Origin of the sequence: Ottowia thiooxydans (assembly GCF_040548795.1) — a bacterium.
In the GTDB taxonomy this organism is placed as follows: Bacteria; Pseudomonadota; Gammaproteobacteria; order Burkholderiales; family Burkholderiaceae_C; genus Ottowia; species Ottowia thiooxydans_A.
In genome coordinates this window covers 70,552-87,742 of record NZ_JBEPSH010000012.1, presented here as the reverse complement: position 1 = coordinate 87,742, position 17,191 = coordinate 70,552, and the positions used below count along the sequence as shown (strand labels likewise).

General features: G+C 57.7%; 15 protein-coding genes and 1 pseudogene. 9 read left to right on the top strand and 7 right to left on the bottom strand.

Annotated features, from left to right (window positions below; genetic code table 11):
• Nucleotides 1–62: 62 nt before the first annotated feature.
• Both ABIE13_RS27535 and ABIE13_RS24475 read left to right on the top strand, forming a co-directional pair.
• Nucleotides 63–551: pseudogene (locus ABIE13_RS27535) on the top strand (ankyrin repeat domain-containing protein); the annotation flags it as partial.
• Nucleotides 552–554: 3 nt separating this feature from the next.
• Nucleotides 555–2,273 carry an ankyrin repeat domain-containing protein gene (locus tag ABIE13_RS24475; RefSeq protein WP_436278479.1) on the top strand — a complete coding sequence of 573 codons (1,719 nt, stop codon included), beginning with the start codon at nucleotides 555–557 and terminating at the stop codon, nucleotides 2,271–2,273.
• A 91-nt stretch (nucleotides 2,274–2,364) separates the two neighbouring features.
• Here the strand turns inward: ABIE13_RS24475 and ABIE13_RS24470 are convergent, their stop codons facing one another.
• Together ABIE13_RS24470 and ABIE13_RS24465 are read right to left on the bottom strand one after the other, a co-directional pair.
• Nucleotides 2,365–2,892, bottom strand: coding sequence for a CNP1-like family protein (locus tag ABIE13_RS24470; RefSeq protein WP_354448401.1), 528 nt, complete (start codon nucleotides 2,890–2,892; stop codon nucleotides 2,365–2,367).
• Between the two features lie 197 nt (nucleotides 2,893–3,089).
• On the bottom strand, nucleotides 3,090–3,773 hold the full coding sequence (locus ABIE13_RS24465) for an RNA pyrophosphohydrolase (RefSeq protein ID WP_354448399.1): 684 nt from the start codon (nucleotides 3,771–3,773) through the stop codon (nucleotides 3,090–3,092).
• A gap of 104 nt (nucleotides 3,774–3,877) precedes the next feature.
• Between ABIE13_RS24465 and ABIE13_RS24460 the strand changes: the two genes are divergently transcribed.
• The 4 genes from ABIE13_RS24460 to ABIE13_RS24445 all read left to right on the top strand — a co-directional run bounded on the left by ABIE13_RS24460 (nucleotide 3,878) and on the right by ABIE13_RS24445 (nucleotide 8,062).
• Entirely contained in the window at nucleotides 3,878–5,623 is a 1,746-nt protein-coding gene (locus ABIE13_RS24460) for a proline--tRNA ligase (protein ID WP_354448398.1), read from the top strand.
• A 179-nt stretch (nucleotides 5,624–5,802) separates the two neighbouring features.
• Nucleotides 5,803–6,450 carry a lytic transglycosylase domain-containing protein gene (locus ABIE13_RS24455; protein ID WP_436278478.1) on the top strand — a complete coding sequence of 216 codons (648 nt, stop codon included), beginning with the start codon at nucleotides 5,803–5,805 and terminating at the stop codon, nucleotides 6,448–6,450.
• 92 nt (nucleotides 6,451–6,542) lie between these two features.
• Nucleotides 6,543–7,169 (top strand): class I SAM-dependent methyltransferase, encoded by a 627-nt coding sequence (locus tag ABIE13_RS24450; protein ID WP_354448397.1) that lies wholly within the window; start codon nucleotides 6,543–6,545, stop codon nucleotides 7,167–7,169.
• Between the two features lie 47 nt (nucleotides 7,170–7,216).
• Nucleotides 7,217–8,062 carry a hypothetical protein gene (locus ABIE13_RS24445; protein WP_354448395.1) on the top strand — a complete coding sequence of 282 codons (846 nt, stop codon included), beginning with the start codon at nucleotides 7,217–7,219 and terminating at the stop codon, nucleotides 8,060–8,062.
• Between the two features lie 119 nt (nucleotides 8,063–8,181).
• Here the strand turns inward: ABIE13_RS24445 and ABIE13_RS24440 are convergent, their stop codons facing one another.
• The gene (locus ABIE13_RS24440) at nucleotides 8,182–9,489 is read right to left on the bottom strand and encodes a hemolysin family protein (RefSeq protein ID WP_354448393.1); all 1,308 of its coding nucleotides are present in this window, start codon (nucleotides 9,487–9,489) and stop codon (nucleotides 8,182–8,184) included.
• A 321-nt stretch (nucleotides 9,490–9,810) separates the two neighbouring features.
• Between ABIE13_RS24440 and ABIE13_RS24435 the strand changes: the two genes are divergently transcribed.
• Nucleotides 9,811–10,872 carry a YidB family protein gene (locus ABIE13_RS24435; protein WP_354448391.1) on the top strand — a complete coding sequence of 354 codons (1,062 nt, stop codon included), beginning with the start codon at nucleotides 9,811–9,813 and terminating at the stop codon, nucleotides 10,870–10,872.
• A gap of 63 nt (nucleotides 10,873–10,935) precedes the next feature.
• On the opposite strand, the gene grxD is transcribed toward ABIE13_RS24435, so the two are convergent.
• The 3 genes from grxD to ABIE13_RS24420 form a co-directional block, all read right to left on the bottom strand.
• A complete protein-coding gene (grxD, locus tag ABIE13_RS24430) occupies nucleotides 10,936–11,262 on the bottom strand; it encodes a Grx4 family monothiol glutaredoxin (protein WP_354448389.1) in 327 nt (108 codons plus the stop codon).
• A gap of 589 nt (nucleotides 11,263–11,851) precedes the next feature.
• Nucleotides 11,852–12,145 (bottom strand): H-NS histone family protein, encoded by a 294-nt coding sequence (locus ABIE13_RS24425; protein WP_354448387.1) that lies wholly within the window; start codon nucleotides 12,143–12,145, stop codon nucleotides 11,852–11,854.
• 62 nt (nucleotides 12,146–12,207) lie between these two features.
• Nucleotides 12,208–13,512: a hemolysin family protein gene (locus tag ABIE13_RS24420; RefSeq protein WP_354448385.1), complete on the bottom strand. Its 1,305-nt coding sequence runs from the start codon at nucleotides 13,510–13,512 to the stop codon at nucleotides 12,208–12,210.
• Between the two features lie 36 nt (nucleotides 13,513–13,548).
• Here ABIE13_RS24420 and ABIE13_RS24415 point away from each other — a divergent pair, with 36 nt between their 5' ends.
• Together ABIE13_RS24415 and ABIE13_RS24410 are read left to right on the top strand one after the other, a co-directional pair.
• Nucleotides 13,549–14,400 (top strand): symmetrical bis(5'-nucleosyl)-tetraphosphatase, encoded by an 852-nt coding sequence (locus ABIE13_RS24415; RefSeq protein WP_354448383.1) that lies wholly within the window; start codon nucleotides 13,549–13,551, stop codon nucleotides 14,398–14,400.
• Nucleotides 14,397–15,656, top strand: a complete 1,260-nt coding sequence (locus tag ABIE13_RS24410) for a DUF445 domain-containing protein (protein WP_354448381.1) — start codon at nucleotides 14,397–14,399, stop codon at nucleotides 15,654–15,656. Before ABIE13_RS24415 ends, ABIE13_RS24410 begins: the two co-directional genes overlap by 4 nt.
• A gap of 39 nt (nucleotides 15,657–15,695) precedes the next feature.
• Here ABIE13_RS24410 and ABIE13_RS24405 read toward each other — a convergent pair whose 3' ends face one another.
• On the bottom strand, nucleotides 15,696–17,117 hold the full coding sequence (locus ABIE13_RS24405; RefSeq protein WP_354448379.1) for a DEAD/DEAH box helicase: 1,422 nt from the start codon (nucleotides 17,115–17,117) through the stop codon (nucleotides 15,696–15,698).
• Between the last annotated feature and the right edge of the window lie 74 nt (nucleotides 17,118–17,191).

The window sequence follows — 17,191 nt, the reverse complement described above, 5'->3', positions numbered from 1 at the left end:
GTTCAGTAAACCGCCTGCTTCATTTGAGCGGTTATTCATCTGTTTCATGGAAGATTGCCCGCATGTCTGGCTCCATCGATCGAATTTCTCAGGGTTTCTACTCCCAACCCGTTGAGGTCGCATCCTCCCACGAGGCCAGCAATGGCCGAATGGTAAGTGTGGGTACAGGAGACACCAGGCAGAGCTTGAATGAAGGGCGAAATTTCCTGGTCTCAACGCTGTACGCGGTCATTCATTATTTTTTTCCTCCCACTCCCGTATTGAATGCGCAAGAGGCCGCAGAAGCGGTATCGAACTTGTGCCGTGCAGCACGTGATGGTGACCTCGCACAAGTCCAGTGGTCGGCAGTTCAGCTGGCGCCGGAGTTGATCAACCAGCTGGGCGAGGGCGGAAAGAGCGCATTGATGTGCGCAGCTGAGAGCGGCCACACCGAAATCGTCAGGGTGCTGGCTGGTCGATTGAAAACGCGAGAGGCGATCAACCAGCCTGACGCTCAGGGTCACACGGCACTGATGTGGGCCGTCGTCAACAGCCACACTGAAACCGTCCAAGTCTTGGCGGATCTGCTGAAGAAGCCGGAGGCGATCAATCAGGCTGACGCTCAGGGTCACACCGCATTGATGCTGGCCGTCAGAAGCGGACACACTGAAACCGTCCGGATCCTGGCGCACCAGCTAAAGAAGCCGGAGGCGATCAATCAGGCTGACGGCCAGGGGCACACGGCACTGATGTGGGCCGTCAGAAGCGGGCACACAGAAACCGTCCGAATCTTGGCGGACCTGCTGAAGAAGCCAGAGGCGATCAATAAAGCGGACGGCCAGGGCCGAACCGCATTGATGTTGGCCGCCGGAAGCGGGCATACAGAAGCCGTGCAGATCTTCGTGGATCTGCTTAAGACGCCAGAGGCGATCAACCAGGTTGACGTGCAGGGGCGCAACGCACTCGCATGGGCAGCCGGAAGTGGGCACGCCGAATCCGTCAGGATCTTGGCGGACCTGCTGAAAACGGCAATCAATAGCGCTGATGATCAGGGTCAAACTGCACTGATGTTGGCTGCCAAAAATGGGCACACCGAACCTGTCCGGATCTTGGCGAACCTGCTCGAATCGCGATCGGAAATAAATAAGACTGACGGTCAGGGTCACACCCCACTGATGTGGGCTGCCAGAAGCGGGCACACCGAATCCGTCCGGATATTAGCGGAGTTGCTGAAGAGGTCGGGGGGGATCAACCAGCCTGATCCGCAGGGTATCAACGCACTTATGTTGGCCGCTCAGCACGGCCACTTGGACGTTATCCGTGTTCTGGCTAACACGCTGGGGGACCTAGAGGCTCTTAACCACGCCGACGCGCAAGGGACCACCGCATTGATGTTCGCTGTGTCACACGGACATTCTCATTGCGTTGAGTTGCTGGCAGGATTGATGGATCGGACGTCGCTTCTGAATCGCCAACGTCGTGATGGGAGCACTGCGATGATGATGGCGGCTGAGAGGGGAGACGTACGCAGCGTCATCGCTTTGCGGAATGGAAGTGGTTTCATTTTCAAAGACAACGGTGATACTGCGCTGAGCTTGGCTCATAGTCGCGGCCATTCTCACATCGTCCGTCTGCTATTAGATAGCCTGATCCGGACCAATCGCTCTAACAATACACCGGCAGCTGTGGATCGAGAATGCCTTCGAATAGCGGGACTTCATGGCCACTTTGGTGCGTTGATCAACTGGCTCAAGCAGTGCGGAAACGACAAGCTTGCCCACGTTTTTTTCACAGCTCTCGATTCCACCGGTGTCGAAGTTGCATACCGGCCTGACATGCTGGATCGCGCCGCGGATTACGGTTTTTGGCGCGTTGCGTCGACACTACTGCAACGTGGAACAGCGGTGTGGACGAGCGAGGATCGCGATCGCGCACTTGCCCTGGCAGCCGACAGTGGGCACTTCTCAGTGCTGAACACGTGGGCGGCCCAAGGGCTTGATGTTTCTGGTGAAATCATCATCAGAACCTTGAGGGCTATAAAAGCTGAGGAAGTTTCTAAGCCTTCGCCGAAATACATGCTCCCCGATGAGGAGCAGCTAAAACTAGCCGCCTTTGACGCCTCCTCGCTGGACGAGAAATACGCCACGGTGTTGAGCAACGCAGCCTTCAATGATTGGGAGCACTTGGCTCATGCCGTGCTGAAAGCAAAGGCAAAGGAATTGGAGTTCGATCTGGAAACGTTGGTCAAACCAGTTAACCCCCCCCGTGGTCGCCGTAATCCCCGGCCCAAGTGACGAGTAAATAGGGGCTGCGATCGTCAACGCTACCTCAATGCGCGATCGCACATGGCTCACACTTTTGCGGCACCAGGTGCCGCCGTTAATCCTAGTCGTTGTACAGCGTGCCTTTGGGCGATCTAAGGGCCCTTACCATGGCGTCCTTGGTCTGGTTCGTACCAGTGCCAATGCAAATTCCATCACGGGCCAGCCTGTAGGGGTGCGGGTAGGTCACTTGGCCCCGCATGCTCTTCCATTCATTTGAACCGCTGGCGACCCAGTCGCTGTCTTGCGTCTTGCGTGAGTAGACGCGGTATTCACCAGTGGCGCAGCGAATGCCTTCGTATATGGCATTGACCGCGCTGGGGCCTCGCGCGATGATCACATAGCGAACAACACCGGTCTCTTGATTGATGGAGATCGTGTCCGGGTCAAGGCCGATCTTGACTGAGGACGCCGCCGGGACCACTACGTCAATCAGGCCTTTGAGGCTGTAAGCAGGTGGTGGCGGGACGGCATCTTCCGCCCACTGCGCGCGATCCAGATCTGCATATTGCGCGGCCACTGGCCATGCCATGCAAAGCATGGCGGCGGTTATCGCGGTAGGGAGTATGGAAAAAATGGAGAGTTTCTTCATGTCTGATGAGTGGATAGCAGGGCAGGAGTTCCTGATCGACACGGTCCCACGTGCAGCACATGGGTGGTGCAGGTGAATACGCCTCTTCAGTCCCTTGAAACAGAGAGATCGACAGTGCGTGAGCTCCCACACCAAAGGCCGGGACGGCAGTACACGCATGGCCCATTTCTCTGGTTCACTGGACACGGGCCTTGAATTCAAATGCTGCTTTGTCGCTTGGGTCCACCGCTGTCCGGCAGGCTGTCAAGGGTGGCTCCGGGAGGCAACTCAAAGCCTGCGATCAGGGTGCGGTGCTCGAAAGCAGGCCGCTGTTCAGAACCCAGATGCGGTTGTGCATGAAAGTCGCTCGCCATGCTGTCCTGTTCGCGAGGGCGCATGCCACCTCTCAGGTAGCGGTTGCGGTGTTCCGTACGCGGCAGATAGCGTGCCAATTCGGTCAATGCCATCTCGTAGACGCCGCGTTTGAATTCCACCACCACATCCAGCGGGACCCAGTAGTCATTCCAGCGCCAAGCGTCAAACTCTGGATGGCTGGTGGCTCTCAGATTGAGCTGCCAGTCATAGCCAGTCAGCTGAAGCAAATACCATATCTGCTTCTGGCCTTTGTAATGTCCGCGCGCGTCGCGGCGGATAAACCGGTCTGGCACCTCGTAACGCAACCAGTCGCGGGTTCGGGCCACAATGCGCACGTGCTCGGGCTGGAGCCCGACTTCCTCGTGCAATTCTCGGAACATGGCTTGTTCGGGGGATTCACCGCGATCAATGCCACCTTGCGGAAACTGCCAGGAATGGGTGCGTATGCGCTTGCCCCAAAATACCTGATTTCGCTGGTTGAGCAAGATGATGCCGACATTCGGGCGAAAGCCTTCCCGGTCGAGCATAATCGAACCTCAAATTTTCAATAGTTGCAGTCATTATGCACGCTTAACCAGGCGTGAAGGGGTGGCACTTACCCCATGGCCCGCACAGCCTTTTTTTGGATCCGATGAAAGCATCTCAGTTCCTGATTTCCACTCTCAAGGAAGCGCCGGCTGATGCCGAGGTGGTCAGCCATCAGCTGATGACGCGCGCCGGCATGATCAAGCGCCTTTCTGCGGGTGTCTACACGTACATGCCCATGGGTTTGCGCGTGATCCGCAAGGTGGAGGCCATCGTGCGTGAGGAAATGAACCGCGCAGGGGCGGTGGAGTGCTCCATGCCCGTGGTTCAGCCGGCTGAACTGTGGCGCGAGACAGGGCGGTTTCAGACCATGGGGCCCGAGTTGCTGCGCATTCAGGACAGGCATGAGCGTGATTTTGTCGTTCAACCTACCAGCGAAGAGGCTGTCACGGACATCGCGCGCCAGGATTTCCGCAGCTATAAGCAATTACCCAAGAATCTTTATCAGATTCAGACCAAGTTTCGCGATGAGCGCCGTCCGCGCTTTGGCCTGATGCGTGGCCGCGAATTTGTCATGAAAGACGCTTACAGTTTTGACCGTGACGAAGCAGGCGCCAAGGCCAGCTACCAAATCATGGCCCGGGCGTACAGGGCCATCTTTGACCGTTTTGGACTGAGCTACCGCGCGGTGGCTGCAGATTCAGGCGCCATTGGCGGCGATCTGAGCGAAGAGTTCCAGGTGATCGCCTCCACGGGTGAAGATGCCATCGTCTACAGCACGGGCAGTGGGTACGCCGCCAATATGGAAAAGGCAGAGAGCGCTGCGCCAGCGGCACCGCGCCCAGGCGCAGGGCAAGCTTTGACGAAGACGCCCACTCCTGGGAAAAGCACTTGCGCGGACGTGGCCGAGCTGCTGAGCATACCTTTGAAGTCAACGGTCAAGTCCCTGGTGCTGGCAACGGACACCCTTGATGATCAGGGTGAAGTCGGCAAGACCCAGGTCTGGCTCCTGCTGCTTCGCGGTGACCATGACATGAATGAAATCAAGGTCGGTAAGCTGCCCGGGTTGAACGAGAGCTTCCGGTTTGCCACCGTGCCAGAGATCATCGAGCATTTCGGCACCAAGCCAGGGTATCTGGGCCCCATCCAGCTGAAAAAGCCTGTCAAGGTTGTGGCCGACCGCGAGGTGGCGGTGATGGCAGATTGGGTCTGCGGGGCCAACGAAGAAGATTTTCACTTGACCGGCGTCAACTGGGGACGTGATCTGCCTGAGCCAGACCTGGTGGCGGACATCCGAAATGTCGTGGCTGGGGATCCCTCGCCAGACGGGCAGGGCGAATTGGCCATCCAGCGCGGCATTGAAGTGGGCCATATCTTCTTCCTGGGCACCAAGTACAGCAAGGCGATGAATGCCACCTTCCTCGACGAAGACGGCAAACCCAAGCACTTCCAGATGGGGTGCTATGGTATTGGTGTCACACGCTTGCCGGCTGCAGCCATCGAACAGAATCACGATGAGCGCGGCATCATCTGGCCTGACGCGATTGCGCCATTCACCCTGGTGATCTGTCCTGTGGGCATGGACCGCAGCGAAGCAGTGAAAGCCAGCGCCGAGAGCCTCTACCAGGATCTGGTGGCGGCCGGCGTGGATGTCATCCTGGATGACCGTGGTGAGCGACCCGGTGCCATGTTCGCTGACTGGGAGTTGATCGGTGTGCCTCACCGCGTGACCATAGGCGACCGCGGCCTGAAAGAAGGCCAGGTGGAGTACCAACACCGCCGTGACGCCGCTCCCACCAAAGTCGCCGCTGCCGACATCACGGCCTTCGTAAAAGGTCGATTGGGGGCATGAGCGCAGCGCCGGGCCGCCCCAAGCAAGCTTTCACCAAAGGCGAAGCCGGAGGTGATTTGGAGTTTGCAGCGCCGGGCCGCCCCAAGCAAGCTCTCACCAAAGGCGAAGCCGGAGGTGATTTGGAGTTTGCAGCGCCGGGCCGTCCCAAGCAAGCTCTCACCGAATGCGAGGGCGTCAAGGTGGCGGCCACGTCAAGGGCAGACGGTCCGTCCAGGCGCAGGTTATTGCTGTCCGTACCTGTTCTCGCGGCGCCATGGGTCGTGCCCGAGACTGCCTGGGCAGGAGGTCAGCTCGAAGAGCCGATGATCGATTCCGTGCGCACTGCACTCAGCTCTGCCATTGCCAATACTGCACCGCCCGTTCCCGTCTTTAGCTCTACTGCCGCACGACTTGCCTATCTTCGCTGGTTATCGGCGATGAGCGACCGGCTGTTTGGCCGCAAGAAAGACTTCTCCACGCGCATCGAATTTCTTCAAACCGTCTGGTATGAAAGCCGGCGTGCGCGGCTGGATACCTCGATGGTGCTGGGGCTCATCCAGGTGGAGAGCGCGTTTCGCAAATATGCGGTCTCCAGCGTAGGGGCTCGTGGCTACATGCAGGTGATGCCGTTCTGGACCCGGGTCATAGGCGATGGCGACCCCGGCAAGCTCTTTCACATGCAGACCAACCTGCGCTTTGGCTGCAATATCTTGCGGCATTACCTGGACCGGGAGCGTGGAGACACGTTCATGGCTCTGGGCCGCTACAACGGCTCACGCGGTAAACCACAGTATCCCAACGCGGTGACCGCAGCCCAAAGCCGTTGGATCTGGAATGATCCGGCATAGGGCTTCCTAGGGAAGCGGGCGCTGCCCTTGCCGGGCAACCATCATCCGAAAGCCAGCATTCGATAGAGCTCATTTTTACCTCGTACATCCAGATGTCGCACCCCCAACAGCTTTTCTTTGTTTCCGGCGTCAAGCAGTTCTTGCCGGATTTCTTTGCGGGCAAGAAGGTCCTGGAGGTGGGTAGCCTGGATCTGAACGGCTCGGTCAGGCAGTTTTTTACTGATTGCGCCTACGAGGGACTGGACGTGGGAGCGGGGCCAGGCGTGGACACCGTTTGCCCGGGGCAGGACTATGGGGCGCCTGCGGATGCGTTTGATGTTGTCATTTCCAGCGAAATGATGGAACACAACCCCGCCTGGCGAAAGACCTTTCTCAACATGCTGCGCGTAGTCAGGCCCGGAGGCCTCATGGTCCTGACATGCGCCACGACAGGGCGCAGGCAACACGGCACGACCGCTTATAGCCCCACGGATTCGCCGCTGACGAATGAGCAGGGAAGTGACTACTACCGTAATCTTACGCAAAGCGATATTGCAGGCCTGGTGAACCTGGATAGCTGGTTTTCCACATGGCACTTCTATGAAGACCATACCAGCCACGACCTTTATTTTTTTGGTCTGGCTTTGGAGGCATCGTCAGAAGATATTCGGCGCGGAACTGAACTCGCCAAGGCCTTCACGGACTACTACTTCAAGCGCAACATTCTCGGTTTGCAGTGAGCTAGCGCAGGATGCGTATCCATTTGACGTCTTTCGCCGGAGCGGTGATGGACGAGTTGCTCCAGGAAGTGATCCAGTCTTTTCTCTGCGCCCTCAGGCTTCTGGGGCACGAGACGACCTATGGGCCGGCGCAGTTGCGACAGGATGTGGACTTCAATGTCATGCTGTTCTGCCTGGACGTCGATCCTCCCGTGTCGCAGCCCATGGCGGCGCGGTGCATAGTGGTTAACTTTGAGCAGCTCATCTCATCGCAACGGGGTTCATACCTCCAATTGCTGAGGCAGCATTTTGTATGGGAATACAGCCTTGCGAACATATCCGGGTTTGAGCGACTGGGCGTTGAGAATTTTGCCCATTGCCCCTATGGCTATGTCGCAGGTGCCGATAGTGAATGGGGTTTGGCCGATCGGCTTGCGCAGGCGGAGCGGGACATCGATGTTTTCTTTTATGGAGCGATGAGGCCGCGCCGTCGCAAGCTGCTGGATCAAATGAGGCAGCGTGGTCTCCGCGTGGTCAGCAATGACGGAGATTTCGGGTTCAGTAATGATTTTAGAGATGCGCAGTTACGCAGGGCCAAACTGGTGCTGAATGTGCATGCCTATGACGATTCCCGCATCGTTGAAGTGGTGCGCCTGGGGCAATTGTTGCGACGACGCAAGGCAGTCCTTTGCGAACTTTATCCCGACAGTGAGCTTCATCCGGCCTTGCGGGCCGCGGTATTTGGCGCTCCTTATGAGTCGCTGGCGGATACAGCGCAACTGCTGCTGGCAGCGCCTGAGCTGCGTGAGCAAAAGGAGCTGACCGGTCTGGAAGCCTTCAAGTCGCTGGATTTCGCCGAGTCAGTTCGACGCGCATTGCAGACCTACTTCCAATGGCGCGAAGATCGCACCTAGGGGCAATGCTGTTCAGTTAAACCCAGTCCGTTCGCGCTGAGCCTGTCGAAGCGTCGCACCCGGCTTCGACAAGCTCAGCCCGAACGGGTATTGGTGTGCTTAAGTGAACAGCATTGCATCTAGGGGCTTTTTTCCAGAGCCTCAGTCTGAGTCGTCACCAGCACCTGGTCGATGCGGTAGTTGTCCACGTCCATCACCTCGAAACGGTAGCCGCCCCAATGCACACGGTCCGTGCGGCGCGGCACGCGCCGGAGCATGACCATGAGAAAGCCGCCAAGCGTGTCGTATTCTTCCGGATCAGGCAGATCAGCGAGATCCAACGCGCGCTGAACATCCTGCATGGGCGCGTGTCCGTCCATCAGCCACGATCCGTCGTCTCTGCGGACAATCAACTCTTCATCTTCCGGCGTCACCAGCTCGCCCATCACGGTGCTCATCACGTCGTTCAAGGTGACCACGCCGACCACGGTGCCATATTCATTGACGATGACGGCGAAATCCTCCTGCTGGCGGCGAAACTCGAGCAGCACTTCGGAGAGCGTCAGGCGATCGGGTACTACCACCACCTTGTGCAGCAGGCTGGGGTCGTTCAGGTGAATAGGCCTGGAATTGAGTGCGCACTGAAACAAGTCTTTGGCATCCACGTAGCCCAGCAGGCGATCGAGTTGGCCGTCGCACACGGGGTAGGTGGAAAAGGGCTCCGCGGCAATTCGTGCCCGAACCACTTCATCGGGGTCGTCCCTGCTCAGCCAGGCAATGCGATCGCGTGGCGTCATGGCGCTGGACACCACGCGCGTGTCCAACTCGAACACATTTTCTATGACCTGCTGCTCAGGCCTGGCCAGCACGCCCGCCTGAGTGCCTGCTTCGGCCAAGGCCAGTATGTCGTCTGGCGTGATGCGTTCATCCCGCTGGGTGGGCAGGCCGAAAAGTTTCATAGTGAGGTCGGAAGCTCTTGTATAGAACCACACGACGGGTTTGAACGCGAGCAGGAACTTCTCCATCGGCCCCACCACCCACATGGCCACGCGCTCGGGCTCGGCCATGCCCAGGCGTTTCGGCACCAGATCAGCAAACACCACGAAGACAGAGGTCACGGCGATCACCGAGCCTATGAACGCCACGGTGCCTGCGGCGGATGGGCTAAGCCATACAGCAAGCCACTGACTGAAGTAAGGGCTGAGAAGCCCTTCGCCCACAATGCCACCAAGAATGGAGATGGCGTTCACACCAATCTGAACAGCGGTGAAGTAGTAGCCAGGCTGCTCATGGATACGCAGTACCCGGAGCGCTCTGTCGTCGCCGTCGTCGGCAAATTGACGCAAGCGCAAGCGGCGTGAAGCTGCGAGAGAAATCTCGGCCACCGAGAAAAATGCGCTGGCGGCGATGAGCAGCGCAATGATCAGCAGTTGTTGTGTAAAGCTCATGCGTGCGCAAGAAAAAAGAAAGCCTCAGGCTCGCGTGGAGGCCATATTGTCATGGCTGACCTTGCTGCATTCCGGCGAGTGAATTAACGACAAGTACCAGATGAAAATGCCTCAGTTGTTAGTTCGAAAAGGGCCAAAAGGGCAGGGCGCTATGTAGGAACCGGATGACATGATGGAGTCATTACGCTCCCTATAATGACCCAGGGCATGGACGTCCTCAGGATGCACTCAGTGGCCCCGTTCCCAGGTCCGAACGCACGCTTATGAAGCTGAATTCCTGGAATTACCATGCAACCCGATACCTGAAACGAAAGGCCTATTATGTTTGACATCTTAATTCGCGAAGCGGCTACACGCTTTGGTGTGGGCGACAAGGCGTTGCCACTTCTGCAAATGCTGCTGGCCTACATGACGGCCAAGGAAACTGGTGGCCTTACCGGATTTCTTGAAAAGTTCAAGGCGGCTGGTCTGGGGCCCATCGTGCAATCCTGGCTGGGTGGTGGCCCTGCTGCCCAGCCCGTCAGCAATAGCCAGCTTGAGACTGCCATTGGCGCAAGCGGCGGTTTGCTTTCGCTGTTGACTTCCAGGCTGGGGGTGGACCGGGAGAGCGTCACTTCTGCCGTTGGATATTTGTTGCCGGCCGTGGTCGGCAAATTGACCCCAGGCGGGAGCATTCCATCTACCTTGCCTCCTGAAATTGCCAGCCTGGCCGCAGCAGGGCAGGTTCAATTGGCGGCTCCGGTCGTGCCAGCAGCTTCGGGTACGGCGGGCGCAGGTGGCGCCATGAAATGGTTGCCATGGATCATCGTGGCGATCGCAGCGCTGTTTGGCTTGAACTACTGCTCCAAGAGCCGCACCAGTGAACCGGTGCCGGCCACCGCGCCAGCTTCCGCGCCTGATACAGGGGCTTCTGGTGTGATCGGTGGCTTCGGTCCTGGTCCAGCCACGGCACCAGCGTCCGCACCGGCCTCTACTCCGGCCACCGGCGCCAGCGTGCCGGGTGGCGACGTTCAGTCCAGTACAGAGCCTGAAGGCGCTGGCATTCTGGCCTGGCTGTCCAGCGAAGCTCCGGCACTCAAGGTTTACTTTGAAACCGGTAAGACCGATGTGTCTGCCGAGTTCGGAGCCAAAGCGACGGAACTGGTGAACTATTTGAAGGCCAACGCAGATGCCAAAGCGGTCATCTCAGGCTTTAATGATGCTACCGGTGATGCAGCGAAAAATGCTGAACTCTCCAAACAGCGCGCCGAGGCGGTACAGGCTGCCCTGGTGGCTGCCGGGGTGCCGCAAGACCGCACAGTGCTTGAAAAGCCTGCGGACCCTACTGGTAACGCCTCAACGAATTCAGCCGCTCGCCGCGTGGAAGTTGTAGTTCGCAAGTAGGCTTGAGAGTGCCCAATGAAAACGGACGCGCGAGCGTCCGTTTTTTTATGGGGAGCGTGGACTTTATTCGCTAGCGCCCACCAACTGTTGCAGTTCGCCCGATTCGTACATCTCCATCATGATGTCTGACCCGCCGACGAATTCGCCATTGACATACAACTGCGGAATGGTGGGCCAATGGCTGTAGTCCTTGATGCCTTGGCGGACTGCGTCGTCCTCAAGCACGTTGAATGTGGTCAGGCTCTGGGGGCTGACACCGCAGGCTTTCAAGATCTGGATGGCACGACCAGAAAAGCCACACATCGGAAAGCTTGCGTTGCCCTTCATGAACAGGACGATCTGATGGCCCTTGACCAATTGATCGATACGTTGCTGTGTGTCGTCGCTCATGAACAATACTCCTGGTTGGATTCAATAGTGCAATTATCGTAGAAGCAGCCAAGAGGCGTCGCCGCCCTCATTTTTTGCGGCAGACTGGCAGCGAGCATGGCGACTCTCACCTGGCTTGAGCCTCCACAGCGTCCACGGGATGGGCCCGTCGCCGGAGCAAAACAGCGCTCAATAGGCCGCCCACCTTGGTTGCGGTACGAAGTCATATGCTGCCCCGGGTGTGCTGCCCAGCATCTGTCTGCATAAATGGAGCCGAAAATGGGAACGAAAGCCGACATAGTCAAAGGCTGTTCCTGGTTTATAGAAAAAGTGTAATCAAGATCGGGCCGTCGTTATTTCACCCGGCGTTAAGAATGATTCGAAATGCCGCCTAGTATCTCGGGCAGTGCACTGTGTATTGCGTCGCTCGCCGCTTGCCGCGAGCGACGACTTACGCTTTCCCTGTCAACGAAATTTGCAAAAACCTGCCGTGCCTGGATCTGGCATGGGCATTTAAAAGCAAAAAAACAAACAAGCAAGCAAATGATTTCTAATGGGAAATAACTAAAAAAGGCATCCGAAGATGCCTTTTTGATTGTCTGAACGCAATTTAAGCGATCAGGAATTTTGCGCGGTCCTGGCCTTCAATCCATTTAGGGGCTTTGCCACGGCCAGTCCATGTTTGGCCAGTTGCTGAGTCACGGTACTTAGGTGCCACCTTGCCCGTTGTACGAGGCTTGTTGGTGCGTCGACCTGAAGAAAACACATCGTCAGCGCTCAGTCCATACTCGCTTACCAATGCGCGAACTCGTTGCACTGCATCGGAAATCTCCGTTTTGCGGGCTTCTTCGATACGAAGTGCCAGTGCTTCTTGTTGCTGCAAAAGTTCTTTGTAAGTAGACATGAGGATTTACGGTTCAATATGGAGATGTTCTGAATATATCACTTTTTTAATTAACAAGTTTGTCAAGCTGCAGAAGAATGCAGTGGACGAGCCAATATCTTCTCTATACGACGACCCTGCAACTCACGCACCTCAAATATCCAGCCTGCGCATTCGATCTGTTCGTTTACGGAGGGCAAATGACCCGCCACAGACAGCAAAAGTCCGGCCAGGGTGTTGTAGCGCCCCTTGTCTTCCTGCGGCAAATCCTTGATGTCCAGGCGTGCTTTCAACTCTCCTACGGGCATCAGGCCGTCTAAAGTCCAGGAACCGTCGGCACTTGGAATGGCCCAGGCATCCATGTGGGCATCGGGTTTCAATTCGCCCGTAATCGCTTCCAGCAGATCGCGTGGCGTCATCATTCCCTGAACCACGCCATATTCGTCAACTACCAATGCCAGGCGTCCGGAATTAGACCGAAGTTGTTCCAGCATTTCCATGACGCTTAAAGTTTCTGGCAGAAAGGCAGCAGGTTCTACATGATTTTGGAGCAGAGAATTGTCGTCCTGGCGGCTCAATTCCAATAGGCGAGCCACGCTCATAAGTCCCACAACATCATCCAGGCCGTCGTGACATACCGGGTACCATGAATGGGCACCTTTCTCCCCGCGTCCCGCCACATAATCCAGGGCCTCATTTACGCTTTGGGCTGCATCCAGCCATTCGATGTCGCTTCTAGGCACCATCAATGAAGTCAGTGGTCGATCATCAAGGTGAAATACGTTTCGCACCATTTGATGTTCGTGCTCTTCAATCAGCCCTGCATCAACACCTTCTTCCAGACTGGCTGAAATTTCTTCGGTGGTCATGCCGCGTTCTTGCGTATTGTCAATTCTCAGCAGTTTCAAAGTGGCGTGGGTGCAAATTGACAGTAATTTCACAAATGGCTTAGCGCCTGTGGCAAGCCAGCGCATGGGTTGAGAGACCCAGCGTGCGACAGCTTCGGGATATAGCTGGCCAATGCGCTTGGGAACCAATTCACCGAATATGATGGTGGTGAAAGTGATGATCGTCACAACGAAGGCTGTGGCGATGACCGACGCTGCCGAGGCGCTGACGCCCATGGTTTCTACCCAAGCCGCGACGGGGCCACTGAAAGCAGCTTCGCCGACAATCCCGTTGAGCATGCCGATAGACGTGATCCCCACTTGCACGGTCGACAGAAACTGCGTGGGATTATCGAGAAGCTTGAGCGCTGCTGCCGCACCCGTGTCGCCACTTTCTGCCATCGCTGCCAATCGGGCCTTGCGGCTGGAGGCGAGAGCCAGCTCGGACATGGCGAACACGCCGTTGAGCAGCGTTAGAAAAGCAATCAGCAGAAAATTCATAGAAACCGGGATCCTCCCCGGTGGGAAATTGACACCATGGCACTCTACATGATTGGAGACGTACAGGGATGCAATACTGCACTTGGACGTTTGTTGGACGAAATCAACTTCTCACCCAGCCGTGATCGCCTGGTATTGCTGGGCGACCTGGTCAACCGTGGCCCGGACTCTCTTGCCGTGCTGCAGCGCTTGATGGCGCTGGGCGATGCGGCGCACTGCCTGCTTGGCAACCATGATCTGCACTTGCTGGCGGTGGCCCATGGTGTGCGCAAGCTTCACCGGGGCGACACCGTGGCAGATATTTTGCAATCCCCTGATCGGGACGCGATGCTGGACTGGTTGCGATGGCGTCCTCTGGCGTGGCGTGAGCATGGCGTGTTGATGGTTCACGCCGGTGTATTGCCGCAATGGAGCTCGGATCAAGTGCTCGCGCTCGCGGGTGAGGTCGAGACCGTGCTGCGTGGCAACGATTGGATTGCTTTCATGCACCAGATGTATGGCAATCAGCCGGATCAATGGCATGACGATTTGCACGGTGCAGACCGCCTGCGGGTCATCGTGAATGCACTTACCCGGCTGCGCTATTGCACACCCGATGGTCAAATGGAGTTTGAAACCAAGAGCGGCGGAGCCCAGGATGCCCCGCCGGGCCATCTCCCGTGGTTTGACGTGCCAGGCCGCTTGACCGCAACACACGTGGTTGCGTTTGGCCATTGGTCCACATTGGGATGGTTGGATCGGCCGGACATTCTGTCGCTGGATACCGGTTGCGTCTGGGGCGGCTGCCTCAGTGCCGTGCGCCTGGGGCCCGGCGCAAAGGACCGTGAGTTGATTCAGGTGCATTGCGAACAAGCCCAAGCTCCAGGCAAGCAGGGTAAGCGCTCATGAACGCGCGTGCTGCCCAAGCTTCGGCGGGGATGAAGCGCCTGGCGCTAGGCTTGCTGCTAGGCGCTGCTGTGCTGTATGTGCTTGGCACCTGGAGGACACCTTATCACTCGGCGTGGGGCTATGTGGCAGCCTTTGCCGAAGCTGCCATGGTGGGAGCCATCGCTGACTGGTTTGCGGTCGTCGCGCTCTTCAGGCATCCGCTCGGTGTGCCGATTCCGCACACAGCCATCATTCCCGAGAACAAGGATCGCATCGGAGAAAATCTGGCCAACTTCCTGGGTGAGCATTTCCTGGCAACCGATCAGGTGTTGGCCCGTCTGCGTGACTTTGATGCGGCTGGACGTGTAGCTGCCTGGCTTTCCGTGCCCGCCAATGCAGAGCGTGTCAGTGAGCGGTTGGTGGAAGTGGCGCGCTGGGCTGTGGGGGCGCTGGATGATGAACGCGTTCGTCAGTTCGTGGCTGAGTTGGCCAGAGATGGCTTGCGTCAGGTAGAGATCACACGAGTTTCGGGCCAGGTGTTCGAGGCCATGACGCAGGATCGTCGTCATCAGGAATTGCTGGACGGCATTCTTTTGCAGTTGGCAAAACTGCTGGGAGAAGACGCTGTTCAGGAAACCATCACCGAGGCGATTGCGCGAGAGATCAAGGCGCTCAAGTATGTGGGCCTTGATCAGATGGCTGCGCGCATGGCGACGCGAAAAGTCGTGGTGATCATTGCCAGGACCATCATCGATATGGCAGACGATCCGCAACACAGCCTGCGCTTGCGCTTTGACGATATGGTGAGCGGGTTTGTGCAGCGGTTGAAAGACGACCCTGCCATGGCAGAGCGCGCAGAGCAGCTCAAGGCAGAGTTGCTGGACAACCCGGCAGTCGGCTCTTATGTCAATCAGCTGTGGTCGCAACTGCTGTCCTGGCTGCAATCCGACATGGATCGAAGTGATTCAACCATCCGCGCGCGTGTCACCCAGGCTGCGCAAACATTGGGTGAGCGATTGGCCTCCGATGACGCCATCCGCACCTGGATCAACGGCGAGTTGCAGACAGCGGCGCCGCAACTGATAGAGCGTTACCGTGAGGACATCCGCCGCTATATCGTTGCCCGGGTTCAGGCTTGGGATGCGAAGGAAATGACCTTGGAACTGGAGCAGCACATCGGGCGGGATCTCCAGTTCATTCGAATCAACGGGACGCTGGTGGGCGGCCTGGTGGGGCTCATCATTCACACCCTGACGCAGCTCTTGGGGCCAGTATGAGCACGCACTGCCCAGGCGCAGCCCCCGGAATCTGGGGGCTCAGGAAGGATCGCTGGCCTTGAACAAGGCCGCAATCTTGCGCTTGGGCTTGATGTTGGCCGAAATGCCTGAACGCTGGGGCTTGGCCGCCGACTCCCAGGGCGCGGGCTGTTCCGGCGCTGCGCTAGCCGATTCATAAGGACGGTCGAAGAACGGGTCCGCAGGTGGTGCGGAGGGCGTGAACGAACGGCGTTCGTTGCCACTGCGGCGGTCCCGCGGAGCCTCTGACTCTTCCTGCCAGGCACGGCGGCCATCATTGAAGCGACCGCGCGGTTTTTCTTCTTCGAACTCTATGTGTTCGACCTCAATCTTTTTCTTGAGCAGCTTTTCCAGGTCACCCATCAATCGGCCATCGGCCCTGGTGACCATGGTGACGGCCAGTCCGGAGGCGCCAGCTCGGCCGGTACGGCCAATGCGGTGAACATAGTCTTCGGCGTTGAAGGGAACGTCGAAGTTGAAAACCGCAGGCACATCCTTGATGTCCAACCCGCGCGCCGCCACATCTGTGGCCACCAGCAGATCGACTTCACCTGCCTTGAAGGCCGCCAGGGCCTTCAGGCGTTCATCCTGGCTCTTGTCGCCGTGTAGAGCGGTCGTCCTGAGACCATCGCGCTCCAACGTGCGCGCAAGCCTGGCGCAACCGAGCTTGCTGTTGACGAAAACGAAAGCCTGCCTGATGGCGCGGTCTTTCAGGACCTGGCGCAGTGCACGGCGTTTGTCTTCGTCCGACACCATGTAGAAATGCTGCTCGACCGTGGAAGCTGTTTCATTCGGCCGTGCCACCTCGATGGTGACCGGGTCTTGCAAATAGCTGCCTGCAAGCCGTTTGATTTCGGGAGAGAACGTCGCGGAAAACAACAAGGTTGTGCGCGTTTTGGGCAGGTAGCTCAGAATGCGCTGCAGATCCGGCAGAAAGCCGATGTCGAGCATACGGTCGGCTTCGTCCAGAACCACGTATTCAACCTGGTTGAGCACCGCAGTCTTGGCTTCGATATGGTCCAGCAGGCGGCCAGGCGTGGCGATCAGGACTTCGACGCCTTTTTTCAGCTCCGCTGTTTGCGGTTTCATGTCCATGCCGCCAAACACCACGGCGCTGCGCAGCTGGGTGTACTTGGCGTATTGCTTGATCTGGCCTGCGACCTGATCAGCCAGTTCGCGTGTGGGCAGCAGCACGAGTGCCCGTACGGGATGGCGCGCAGGCGACGTACTGACGTTTTCGTGCTTCAGCATTCGCTGCAGCAGGGGCAGCGAGAAAGCGGCGGTTTTGCCAGTGCCGGTTTGCGCGGCACCCATGACGTCTCGGCCTTCGAGAACCACCGGAATGGCCTCGGCCTGGATAGGCGTCATGTTTTCGTAGCCCATTTCGGCCACGGCGCGCTTTAAGGGTTCTGCCAGCGAGAGATTGGAGTATGAGTTGCTCATGAACCCCCTATTATCCCCCTTGGCGCGCTGCAATGCGTTTATTGGAAGCTGAGACCTCTTTCGATCACCTATTT